The sequence below is a fragment of the Gottfriedia sp. NPDC056225 genome (genome assembly GCF_042267765.1).
Lineage (GTDB): Bacteria > Bacillota > Bacilli > Bacillales > Bacillaceae_G > Gottfriedia.
Map to the genome: position 1 here is coordinate 61,761 of NZ_JBHJTJ010000015.1, position 13,001 is coordinate 74,761.

8 protein-coding genes are annotated in these 13,001 nt (G+C 33.8%); 3 read left to right on the top strand and 5 right to left on the bottom strand.

All coding sequences use genetic code 11. From position 1 onward, the window contains the following. Positions 1-77 precede the first annotated feature (77 nt). From ACFCYN_RS12145 to ACFCYN_RS12155, 3 genes are all read right to left on the bottom strand, one after another. Complete coding sequence (locus tag ACFCYN_RS12145) at positions 78-2,459, bottom strand: immune inhibitor A domain-containing protein (RefSeq protein WP_375949519.1); 2,382 nt, start codon at positions 2,457-2,459, stop codon at positions 78-80. Between the two features lie 409 nt (positions 2,460-2,868). After that, complete coding sequence (locus ACFCYN_RS12150; protein WP_098119298.1) at positions 2,869-3,723, bottom strand: MurR/RpiR family transcriptional regulator; 855 nt, start codon at positions 3,721-3,723, stop codon at positions 2,869-2,871. 184 nt (positions 3,724-3,907) lie between these two features. Further along, on the bottom strand, positions 3,908-7,432 hold the full coding sequence (locus ACFCYN_RS12155) for a S8 family serine peptidase (RefSeq protein ID WP_375949521.1): 3,525 nt from the start codon (positions 7,430-7,432) through the stop codon (positions 3,908-3,910). A gap of 768 nt (positions 7,433-8,200) precedes the next feature. Between ACFCYN_RS12155 and ACFCYN_RS12160 the strand changes: the two genes are divergently transcribed. Continuing rightward, positions 8,201-8,623 carry a VOC family protein gene (locus ACFCYN_RS12160; RefSeq protein WP_172447054.1) on the top strand — a complete coding sequence of 141 codons (423 nt, stop codon included), beginning with the start codon at positions 8,201-8,203 and terminating at the stop codon, positions 8,621-8,623. 127 nt (positions 8,624-8,750) lie between these two features. Here the strand turns inward: ACFCYN_RS12160 and ACFCYN_RS12165 are convergent, their stop codons facing one another. Both ACFCYN_RS12165 and ACFCYN_RS12170 read right to left on the bottom strand, forming a co-directional pair. Next, positions 8,751-9,902, bottom strand: coding sequence for a glycosyl hydrolase 108 family protein (locus ACFCYN_RS12165; protein ID WP_375949524.1), 1,152 nt, complete (start codon positions 9,900-9,902; stop codon positions 8,751-8,753). Between the two features lie 24 nt (positions 9,903-9,926). Then, complete coding sequence (locus ACFCYN_RS12170; protein ID WP_172447052.1) at positions 9,927-10,253, bottom strand: hypothetical protein; 327 nt, start codon at positions 10,251-10,253, stop codon at positions 9,927-9,929. 214 nt (positions 10,254-10,467) lie between these two features. Between ACFCYN_RS12170 and ACFCYN_RS12175 the strand changes: the two genes are divergently transcribed. Both ACFCYN_RS12175 and malX read left to right on the top strand, forming a co-directional pair. Beyond that, complete coding sequence (locus ACFCYN_RS12175; RefSeq protein ID WP_172447051.1) at positions 10,468-11,229, top strand: MurR/RpiR family transcriptional regulator; 762 nt, start codon at positions 10,468-10,470, stop codon at positions 11,227-11,229. Positions 11,230-11,430: 201 nt separating this feature from the next. Next, positions 11,431-12,993, top strand: coding sequence for a maltose/glucose-specific PTS transporter subunit IIBC (gene malX, locus ACFCYN_RS12180; RefSeq protein WP_172447050.1), 1,563 nt, complete (start codon positions 11,431-11,433; stop codon positions 12,991-12,993). Positions 12,994-13,001: the final 8 nt, after the last annotated feature.

Here is a 13,001-nt window from a genome sequence, read left to right on the forward strand (position 1 = left end):
ACAAATAATGGAAGACTTTAATTATAAAAGAGTCAAAAAAAAGAAAGACAACATCAAGTTGCCTTTCTGATTTCATATTATTTGTATACTACGATTGATCCAACTGATTTATCAGTAGACTGACCATTAACTCGAACTTTTAAACCAAAGTGTCCAATGTTACGACCAGCATCTGGTAAGAACTTGTTATTATAGTCCTTGCTATCATCAAATAATGAGATACCTACTTGACTTGGAGAAGTCAATTTTTCACCTGTTGTATAACCAATGTTATAACCTGATGTTGAATTTAATCCGAATGCTGCATCCGCAACAGCATAGCGTGAAACTGCTTGATCACCGTAGTTCCATAATAAATTCGTATCATCATGCGCGTCAACAACACCTAAGAAACCATCACCTGGGTGAACACCTGTCCAGTTTTCTGTAAAGCTATCATCAACATACCATACTACTAAACCACCATCATAGCTTAATAGAGAGTTTCCTCGTTTAATATGAGCTAAACCTTCGTCAGCACCTTTTTGGTTACGCCATTCTAACAAATAGTAATGATTTGAATATTTGTTACCATCGAATTTTGAGAATCCTTTTAATGTAAATGGAGAAGTTGCATTTTCAGCTCCATCATCAATAATTGTAGCTCCATCTGCTACTACTTTGATATTATCTGCAAAGAATCCAACATTTGAAGTACCCCAGTCAGTTGCAGAACGTAAGCGAAGCTGAATTTTTTGACCTTTATATGCTGATAAATCAAAGCTTTGTGCTTCCCATCCATTTGATTTGCCAGAAAAACCAGGCATTGAGCTTATGATTGTTGGATAGCCATTTGAAACGACATCATTTCTAGTATGTTCGTTACCTAATGACTTCCAAGTAGCACCATTGTCAGTTGAAACTTGAACAAATGCGAAATCCCACTGTTCTTCCATATCGTACCAAGCATCAAAAGTTAATGATGCTGATGATTTACCTGTTAAATCTACATTTGTTACTAAACTATTATCCATTTCGTCTGCTTGTCCACCCCAGTATTCATAAGTGCCAGTAGCTGGTTTATTAACTGGTGTAGTTTTTTTCGGTAAATTCACTTGAACCGCTTGGTTATTTTGTCCAAGTGGTGAATTTGCTTGGTCTAATAAGAATTGAGTACCTTTTGTCGATACATCTTCCCAATTTACAACAGTTGGGTTTGTCCATTTTCCACCTAATGTTGATTGGAAATATGACTTAGCCCAAGGAGAGAAACCAGTTGGCTCTGTTCCTGGAATTTTTCCAGCCCATGAACCTGCTGACATGATTGACCAATATTCAACAGCTTCACCATCACCAGAATAAATTGTATCGTACTCATCTGGTAATCCTAAATCATGACCATATTCGTGTGCGAATACACCTGTTGCTCCGTCTTCAGGCATCATTGTGTAGTCATAGAATCCTGGTAAACCTTCTCCACGTACATCTGTATCGTCAACGTATTTAGCAGAACGGTGTGACCAAATTGCATTGTCGCCTTGTGCTCCACCGCCAGCTTCTTGTCCCATACCTGAGTGAATAATTTGAAGATGATCAACTAATCCATCTGGCTCCCAGTAGTTTCCGTCACCATCTAAATCATGTGGATCTTCTAAATCATAATCTTGTAAAGGAATTCCTGCAGCTAATGCAGCCTTATATGTATCAACTACTAATTGTTTTGATCCTCCTGGCGCTACATTATCATGTCCAGATTTAGAATCTGCTCCGTAAAATGTTGCAGTTCCAGGTACCTTTAACCAACCATATGCTTTCCCATCAACAGTATAAGTCCCACCAGATTGCTGTTCATAATATTGTTTTTGTGAAAGGAATGTTTCTCCGTTTGGACCTTTCACACCGTTTTCACCAAAAATCATATCTTCATAGTGTTTTGTATCGTAATCTTTATAGTAATTGTCTGTTTCTGAAGGCTTAATTTGATTATGTGGAAGATCAGAAAACTCAACCATTAATGTTAAAAGTTTACCCTTCTTCTGAATACCTGGTGAAGCTGACTCTTTAACAGGATCAGGATTACCCTTTAATTGACCATTTTTCTTACCATTTCCATGTAATAATCCGTTATTAAAATCTTTAAATTCATTATGTTTAGCAGCTTCTGCTTTTTTAGCTTTACTAGCAATTGGATCTTTTTCTGTTACTAAATTAGCTTGTCCTTTAACCTCTAAATAATTCTGTAATGCAGCCTGCTTCTGATCTTGAGAAGCATTTCCAGAAATAACTCCACGTTTAACTAATGCAGCTAAAAGTTTTTCATCATTTACTAACGATAAATCTAAAGTACTTTTTGAATGCTTAGCTAATTGACTATGCACTTTACTTAAGCTTTCAGATGATGCTGTTTTTAATGGAATTCCAGAAAATAATGTGCCTGCAACCATCACAGATGCGAAACTTGATAAAACAAATTTGTTCAAAATAAGCCCTCCCTAATAGTTTCCTTAGTACATTTTAATAATATTCTAAAAATTCTTTTAGTTATAGAGGGTATTTTTCATCAAATACTAACATTTTTCATTATTTTCTAACATTTTTCTAACATTTTTTTATAGAATAATGACGAAATTCGTCAGTTTTTATAGCTTGTTTTTTTAAAACCACTACCTTTAGCCTCATATTTTTATTTCATACTAGTAATGAAGTTTAGCACTTTAGTATTATTACAAATATTAAAAATATGCATTTTCTACTGTAAAATATGTAACATTAATATTTTGGATAAAATTCCCTCTTCAAATTTTGACATTTTACTCCTATTAGTCGAAAAAAAAGAAGACAAGTCAAATTTTACTTTTGCTCATCTTCTTTCATCATCCATATTCACTTTTATCTTCTTAATTTGCCTGCTTCTTCACTATACTCATGTAACTTAGTTGATACCTTGTTTCCAATACGGTTAAAGCAAATTACATATAATGAATCGATTATATTTTGTTGTGCCATTTTAGAAGCTATACTACCAATTCGATTGTCCTGTTCCATATCTGGGGTACAAAGTTTGATATCTGCTTCCTTAAATAAAGGAGATTTACCTAGCTTAGTAATTGCAATGATTGTCGCTCCTCTTTTCTTAGCAAAACGCGCCAGCTCTAAAACATCTTTCGTTTTACCTGAATTAGAAACAGCAACAAAAATATCTCCTTCTTCCATATGTCCTACTAATGTGATCACCATATGGAAATCTGGAGACATAATAGCGTGGTAGCCAATTTTTCCAAATTTATATGCTCCGTCCATTGCTGATACAGCTGACCCGCCCACTCCGTAAAATATGATCTTTTTTGCTTTTACAATTTCTTCGGTTGCTTTTTCTAATTCTCTTTTATCTAAAGTTGATACTGTCGCTTCAATCGCAGCTTTATTTACATATGTTACTTTATTAAATAAATCATACGGTGTGTCCGTTTTATCCATTACAGAAAAATCATTAATATTCATTTCAGCAACAGTCAAATCACGAACTAAAGCTATTTTGAATGCTTTAAAACTTCCGATTCCAATTGTTTTACAAAATCGAACAACACTCGCCTCACTCGCTCCAGTATTATTAGAAATATCTTTAGTCGTTAAGTTCGGTACTATTTCAGCATGCTCCATTATATATACAGCGATTTTTTTTTCCGCTTGCGTAAATCGATCCATGTAATTTTCAATTTTTGATAAGATTGTTAAATGCCTCATTTACTAAACACCTTTCTGCAAAAAACATACAAACTACTTCTATTCTCTATTATGGACCAAATGTTCAGAAAATCATATTAATAACCCGATTAAAGTTGGTTTTTAGTACTTTCTACATTAATAATCTTGTTAAAAATGAAAAAGTGTAGGAAAAATTCTTCCTACACTTTTATTATTTGCATTTTTATTGCTGTACTGTAACTGTTTGTGGCTTAGTTGTTACTTTAAATCCATCTTTACTAGATGCATCAGCATAAACTGAATACGTACCGTTTGGAACATCAGCTTCTGGAGTCCATTTCAAGTGAATTTCAGTTTGATTTTCTACGTTTAAAGTATCAATTACATTACCATTTACATCTTTAACATACACTTTCCAATTTATAGCGTTATTTGCAAATGCATTGATTCCTGCTGGAGTTTTAGCATTTACGTTTTTGTTTGGATAGACACTGAAGTAACTAACAAGCATTTCTTCATTAATATAAGAAGGATCTCCCCAAACTGTATAACTTTGATTTAGGGCATAATCTGCTCCTAAAACAACTACGCTTTTTGGCTCTTCTTTTACAAGAATTGATGTTGCACCTTGTTGTAGTGGAGTATATTTACCATTGTACCAAACAATTGCTCCATTATAGCCACTTCCACTATCTGTTGCTTTAAAGGATATTTCATATTGACCATCTTTAGGTGTTACCTTAATATCAGATACTACTGGCGCAACTGAGTCAATATGCAATGGAAGTTTAACGATTTGTGGCTTCGCACCATTATAATCAAGCGTTGTTTTAATGACATAGTTATAAGTGCCATCCTTCACTAACTGTCCATTTTTATCCTTTAAATCCCAAAAATATCCAGTGTTCATATAATCTCTGTAAGACATAATATTTTTACGGAATTTCCAAGGTTGACCAGTCCCAGTGTATTCACTAAAATCACTTAAATATTGAATCAATTTGCCTTTTTGGTCTTCAATATACATTTCTGCCTTCTCTAAATTACGAAGTACTGTAAATGATGGGTACACTTCGTTCAATGGAGTATTAGGAGACATGACAATTCGATCCATATTAAATCTTCCTGTTCTTGGGTCATAACCTAATGGGAATACCCCTTCCGCTCCTATTTCATCATTCCAAAGCGTCGTATAGCCTAAGAATGCATCTTTTTCATATGCCGCCGGATCAATATTTTTAGGCTCATCCCAATCTCCATTAAAGCCCATGTATGGTACTGTTAAAGGTACTGCAGAATCACTATTTTGTCCTGTTGGTACAAGATGCACAAATCCTTCAACAAATTCATTTTTCTTCATCGTTCTAGGCAAACGAATTTCAACATTTAGGTTTTTCTTCTGACCAGATTTAATTTTTAATGTTGCACCTTCTGATCCAGATAATTTTTCGCCGTTAACGTATACAGAAGCACCTTCAATACGTTCGCTTTTTAAAGTTAAATAGTCTTTTGTATCTAATGCGCCATCGTTATCTAAGTCAAATTGTTTCGTTTCAATTCCGTCAGTTAATAAGTCAACATTTACAGTGTACTCATATTCATCTTTCGTTTTCTCTGTTTGAAGCGATTCAACATTTAAATTAAAGACCGCACGATCATTTTTAATTTCTTTTAACGCAACTGCTCCCGCCTGCTCAAGTGGTGTATTTTTTCTCGTAACAATCACCGGTGTTTTAATTGCATTTTGAATTTGCATTAAACCAGAACCTTGAACGCGTGGAGAATACGGCACTTCATTATTCGTACGAGGATCCTGTACTAATTTCGCAGTATTCATTAAAGCAATCTTCGCTTTTAATGCCGTTTCTTCTGAATGCTTTAATCCTTTTTCATAAAGTGATTGCAATACTAATGCTGAACCACCAGCAACATGTGGCGATGCCATTGACGTACCGCTCATTACTTCATACCCGTTATCCGGTACTGTTGAGTAGATATTACCTCCTGGTGCTGATATTTCAGGTTTAAAGTCTAGCGTATGTGGAGCTCCATAAGATGAGAAATATGACATCGTATTCTTAGCTGGATTATCTACATATACACCTTTAGAAGGTTTCATTTTTACAACATAACCGCTCTTTAACTTAGAAATCAATGCATCACCAATCGCTTTACTTGTCGTAGCTGCCTGCGGGAATAATGAGTAAGAACTCCAATAAACGTATGGATAATCAATATCCTCATTTGCAGGAACAAGGATCACCGCTTTTGCGTGCTTCTTCTGCGCTTCAGATTGAATATAAGTGTAAGTACTATACTTTACATTTGGTTTTGCAACGACAATCTTACCTGTTAAATCAGGAAGATTTTTAAAATCTGCCGTTTTACCTTCTCCTACATATACCATGTCATACGACTCTAATGGAGATAATACTTTTGACAAGTTAAAATTATATTGTGTTTGATCTTGGTAAGGAAGTTGTAAACCATTTTCTTCTTGAAGTGTACTCATATGTATGCTTGTATTTTCATATGATGCAACTGAAATAGCATAAGGGCTTACTCCTGGTTCCCCAACAGTACCAATATCAGGATTTTCGGCATAAGGTTTTGCAGAAGATTGTAACAAATTATTTTGTGTACTATAAGCAGAGTTTCCACCCGCGACAATTACAAGTGTACCTTGCTCAGTCGCTTCACGAATCGCTTTTTGAATAGGATCATCTACTTCACTAACAAAACCAGAATCAGTTCCTAAACTCATATTAATAACATCTGCACCCATTGTTACAGCGTGCTCAATACCTGCTATGATATCATCTTCATAAGCACCACCGTTTCCATTATCAGAGAATACTTTTTCTGCTAATAACTGTACGCCTGGAGCAATACCTTGAACTCCATCATTCGATTCATCACCATTTGCACCAACAGTGCCAGCTACGTGCATACCATGTTCATTCCCTGCACCATGCGGGATTACATCTGTATCATGATCTGCCCAGTCATAACCAGTTGGAACTTTGTCACTATACCAAATATCACCGACACTTGTTTGATCAAGCTTGCTTTGAATATTTTCTTTCGTCCACTTTTCTTTCGCTTTACCTTTTACAGTGATCGTCATATCTTTATGTGTGTAATCGATTCCTGTATCGACAATCCCTACTAACAATCCTTCACCTTGATATCCGTAACTTTGCCATACTTTTTGAGCTTGTACTAATTCTTTACTTGCTCCCATTGATGGTTGGTATTGTCTTGCGATATGTACATTTGTTACACCTGGAGTTGCTTGAATATCGTTTAAGTTACGATATTCAGTTTCCATACTAAATCCATTAAATCCTTCATAAAAACGTTGCTTAATTTTAGGAGTCGATCTTCCCTTTGAAATTTGTGAGATTACTTGATCCTGCTTTTGTTTAAAACGTGTTTTTTTAGTTTGAGTAGAAGTATCTGTAGATGTTGGTTCCTCAACTTCAACAATTACACGTACTTTATCAGTTGGTTTATAAGCTTGGGCATTTTTTAAATCTTTATATCCAAATGGATCTACAACCTCTCCTCCTGCTTGCTTCTGCTCCTCAGCAAAAATTTTTTGACCTTGTTTTACAATTTCATCTAAACTTGGAGCTGGTACTTGATTTTCGTTTGTTCCTTCAGCAAATCCAGTTGATGTAAATAACATTGAAGCTAAAGTTGTCGTCGCTAGAACTTGGTAAGGAAAGCTTTTTCTCTTTTTCATTTCTAATCTCCTCTACAGTAAACTTTAATGTTCTCAATCTATTAAAATAAAAATAGATTCACCCCAAACAGTTCCAATTAATTGCTAATGCTTTGGTAAGAAAGTTGATACTAACTTAATTTTAATTACGTAACCCCTATAATCATATTGGGTTATTCAATTGGACTTTTGGCATGCACGAACAGGAAAATTTTTCATAATACCGAGTAGAAAAAAAGAAATTTTTGACATATTCAGTCGATGAGGTACGAAAAAAATTTATTTTTCCGGGAAAAGCTAAATAAATGTTGAGGCAATTGCAAGTTTAATTAGTATAAAGATGCAATTTTACATTTTCATTAGTGGAATACCACTTATAGAATAGGAAAATATATGGCCAGTAAAACAAACAAGATAATCAGTCTTTACTATCTTTACGACAATTTTCTACGAACTTCTCAGTAATTACTTTTATGGAGATTAGCGGTCCGGGTTAAAACTGAGCAAATTTTATTTGAACAGAAGCTTTTTAACCTACTCATGAAGTGATTTACAGAAGATTAATTGTTTTTTAAGAAATAATTTTATAGAAACGACTTAATTTAGTTCATTTTGAGTTATTCATTTGATATTTTTTTAATTTATTTGCGATTCCACTTTTTTATTTCCAATTAAAAATAAAATCAGAATATTTCACATATTTTACAAATCTTAGTTTGTTAATTTCCCTTTTTTTGGATAGAATGGATTTGTAGGCTTTTAAATACATAAGAAATAGGAGTGAATTAAATGCCAATCGATGTTTATTTAAATTTTAATGGAAATACTCGTCAAGCAGTTGAGTTCTATGCAGCTGTATTTAACACGGAAACACCAAAAATCATGACTTTTGGAGAAGCACCTCCAAATCCAGAGTACCCACTACCTGAAGAAGCAAAAAATTTAGTTATGCATACAAGACTTAACATTAGCGGTAGCAATGTTATGTTCTCAGATACATTCCCTGGTTTCCCTTTTGTGGAAGGCAATAATATTCATTTATCATTTTTAAGTGAAGACTTAGAAGAACTTAGATCTGTCTTTAATAAGTTAAGTGATGGCGGTAAAGTTGAAATGGAGCTTCAAGAAACTTTTTGGAGCAAAGCTTACGGTAGCTTAACGGACAAGTTCGGCATTCATTGGATGTTTAATCACGGAACTGGTGAGTTTTAATTTAAAACTTTACTACCTTGAGGATATGAATCTTTTCTCCTGAATTGATTCATATCCTTTTTACTTTTAAACATAAAAAAGGTGTCCCTAAAAAATTACTTTTGGGACACCCACTCTCTAAACTATACTATTTCAATGCCAATTTCGTGAGTAACTTCTGATCTCTAGCTAGCCAGCCTTTAAGAAATTGCCCTTGACCGGGGTCTTTGGCTACAATATTATAACGCGAACGCATTCTTTCATATATCATTCTTAATGCAACATCATTTTCCTGGTTCGTCGGTAAATGGTTAAAACTATAATTAGTTAATGGACCCCAATTCGTCGTTCCTTTATCAATGCTCAATGCTCTTTGAAAAATCGCGTACGCGGTCCCTTTACCAAAATTAACAGCTGTATCTAACATGACAATTGCTAATTTTGAGCTCATTTTTGTTCCGTTAGTTGGTACATAATATGTATTGTATATTATGTCTTCAACCCCTTTATTTGAGATATAACAAACAGAGTTTCCCCCTAATTTTTGACCCTTTCGATATTCATCATAAACAGTTTGGGTAATTCCATACTTAGTCAAACCGCCATGATCATTCCCCAACTTAGTGCATGCGTTTCCTTCCAACTCTTTAACAATATTTAAGCCACTCTTAAAAACATCTTTTTCGTCGGATCTTACTTTTTTTATTTTTTGCACCCAAACTTGCTGTTTATTATAAGAGATTTTATACCAATTTTCCGCCTGTTCATCTAATATTGTATATGTTCCACTTTTTACAGTTATATGATTGGTCTGCTCCATTGGATTTTTAAATGCTAAAGTATTTACATTTAGAGTAACATTAAAAGGTGAGATCGGAATAAAATAATCTTGATTATTATATAAGACCTTGTACCACCCTGTCTTCGTTGCACCTTTTATTATGTAATAACCTTTTAATACCTTCTTTTTTACTAAATTAGCATTCGTCTTCATAGGTACTGAATAAAATGTCTTAGGTTTCGTTATTTGTACCTTCGTGCCCTTAGTGTTAATCCATCCATATTGCTGGTTATCATTTAGATCTGTGTATTTTACATAATACCAATCTTTGCTAGATTTAACGACTGTTACCTTCTTTTTTGGTCTTATATCACCTTTAATATTTGAGGTGAATTTTTTATCTTTATAAACATAGGTTGGTTGATTAATAGGATATGTAATTGTACTTGCTTCTACTGGTTTTTTAAAACTTAATAGAATAAAACTAATAACAATTAAAAATGTAAAATACTTTTTCAATATTCTTTCCCCTTTTCGTTTAAGTTAATTTTTATTTAAAGTGTAAAGAAACGTAGATAATTCTTGAGGTGATTGAAATTTAAAGGCATAGCCATAGTGAATTGGACTTTTCCCTTTATTTCTTTTTTTAGGGAACTTTTTAAACGATGCATTGTGATTTTTGCGTATGTTATCATTAATTAATTCTGGTTTCTCTTCAATCTTCTCTGGACTCCTAACAATAGTAATTTCAATATTAGGGAGTAAATAAATTACTTCATTGATTAAACTATTTTCAAATTCAATTGACTTACTTCCCTCATTTGTTACTTTAAATCCATTCTGAATAAAAATATCCTGCAAATTATTCAACTAATGATTTCCCCTTTATTTAGATTTAATTAAAAAATTTAATCTCTATATTAAATTATCACCCTATTATTCTTTTGAATAGATTAAATTAAAATTAAAATATCTTTCTCTTCTTTAATCCTGTTGCAAATTACCCACATTTCTTTCACTTAATTCTGAATAATTGCTATATAATAAGATATTATTCTAGTTCACTAAAAGCAGGTGAGATTTTATGCAAATACTATTAAAGCGTCTATCACAAAATAGAGAAAAACTAAGCCAGCTTGAAAAACAAGTTTTGGATTATATTTTGCAAAATACTGATTATATTACGAAGCTTAATCTTGATGAGGTATCTAAGGAGCTTTATGTCTCTACAGCTACGATCAGTAGAACATGCCAACAATTAGGATTTCGTGGGTTTCAGGACTTAAAGTATACCCTCTCAATGGAAACGAATAAAGCTCAAAGTCCAGTGTCTTCTACCTCCTATCTACTGAATACACATATTGAGAGAATGAAGGAAGAAATGGAGCGAACATTAGAGTATATTGATGAGGAAAAAATAAAGCTAGCCGCTAAATTACTAAAAGAAAGCACACATGTAGAGTTTTTTGGAGTTGGTAATTCTCTTCCTGCTTGTGTCGATGCTTCTAGAAAACTTATGTTTGCGGGAAAACTATGTAATGCCCGAACTGATTGGGACGAGCTACGAAGTGCAGCAAATAGTTTAACAGAAAATGATTTAGCTATATTAGTTTCATATAGTGGAGAAACTTTGCACATGTTGGAGTTCGCTCATATTTTAAAAAACAGAAATGTTAAAACGATTGCCATCACCGGAAATCACAGCAACCGCCTACAAAAAGAAGTAAATTTATCACTCCAAGCCTACATTACAAATACTTACTTCGGAGAACTTGATATGACATCACGATTCCCTTTAAGTATGGTACTTGACTTCATAATCATTGCCTATCTAAATGAAAAATAATGAGCAGGATCTAGGTAAAATTTTTAAACTTTTCCTAGTCCCCCTGCTTTTTTCTCTTCCTGCTTTCACTTCTTTTTCTACTCTTAATTTCTTTCCAATATACAAAAATTGTACACGCTTACATAATCATCTCAAACGGTTGTTAATCTTTTTGGGTGTGAGTATTCTTAAGACATAATAAAAAACGAAGGAGCTAATAACATGGCAAAGAAGAAGTCCGTTAAATCACAGCTATGGGAATTTTTCCAAGGTTTAGGTAAGACTTTTATGGTACCTGTAGCCTTATTGGCCTTTATGGGTCTTATGTTGGGTATTGGAAGTTCATTTACTAGTCCAACAACAATTGATACATTCCCATTTTTAGGAAATCATGTACTGCAAGTTATTTTTAGCTTTATGTCTACGATAGGTGGTTTTGCATTTTCGTACTTACCAGTTTTATTTGCGATGGCCATTCCGTTTGGTCTTGTACGTTATGAAAAAGGCGTAGCTGCTTTCTCTGGTTTTGTTGGTTATGTCATCATGCACTTATCAATTAATTTTTATTTAACAGAAACAAATCAATTAGTAGCAGCAGATAAAATGCGTCAAGCTGGCCAAGGTATGGTAATGGGGATCCAAACAATCGAAATGGGTGTGTTAGGCGGGATCATTGCCGGTATAATCGTTTATTTATTACATAGCCGTTTTTATAGTATAAAACTTCCAGATGCATTCGCCTTTTTTGGCGGTGCCCGCTTCGTTCCAATCATAACAACACTTACTTTATCAATCGTCGGGATTATCATTCCAATGATTTGGCCAATTTTTGCAATCGCAATTACAGGTATTGGAACTTTGATTCAAAAATCTGGTGTATTCGGACCATTTTTATTTGGTGCTGGTGAGCGTTTACTATTACCGTTTGGTCTTCATCATATTTTAGTTGCAATGATTCGATTTACTGATGCTGGTGGCACTGAGGTTGTTAATGGTCAATCAGTATCTGGGGCTCTAAATATATTCTACGCACAATTAAAAGCTGGTGTACCATTTAGTCCTTCAGCGACAGCTTTCTTATCACAAGGAAAAATGCCAACATTTATGTTTGGTCTACCAGCAGTAGCACTGGCAATTTATCACACTGCTCGTCCAGAAAATCGTAAGAAAATTAAAGGACTTTTAATTTCAGGTGTTATTGCAACTTTTGTAACCGGAATCACAGAACCAATCGAATTCTTATTCTTATTCGTTTCTCCACCGTTATATTTCATTCATGTTATTTTAACAGGATTAGGTTTTATGGTAATGGCTCTGCTTCACTTAACAATCGGTAATACTGATGGTGGCATACTTGATTTTATTATCTTCGGTGTTTTACAAGGCGTTAAAACAAAATGGTATCTCGTACCCGTTATAGGTGCAATTTGGTTTGCCGTCTATTACTCAGTTTTCAGATACGCAATATTAAAATTCAACTTAAAAACTCCTGGTAGAGAAATAGCAGAAGAAGAAAATCAAAGTAAAGAACCAGTAGTTAAAGGTACAAATGCACAAGCTTTAAAAATTCTTACTGCTTTAGGTGGGAAAGAGAATATTCAATCACTAGATAACTGCATTACTAGATTGAGACTTGTTGTCGATAATATGCAGATGATTAACGAAAAAGTATTAAAGGATTGCGGTGCACTTGGTGTTGTGAAATTAGATGAACACAATTTACAAGTTGTTATTGGTCCACAAGTAGGTATTCTTAAATCACAATTAGAAAAATTATCATCATAAATAAAATT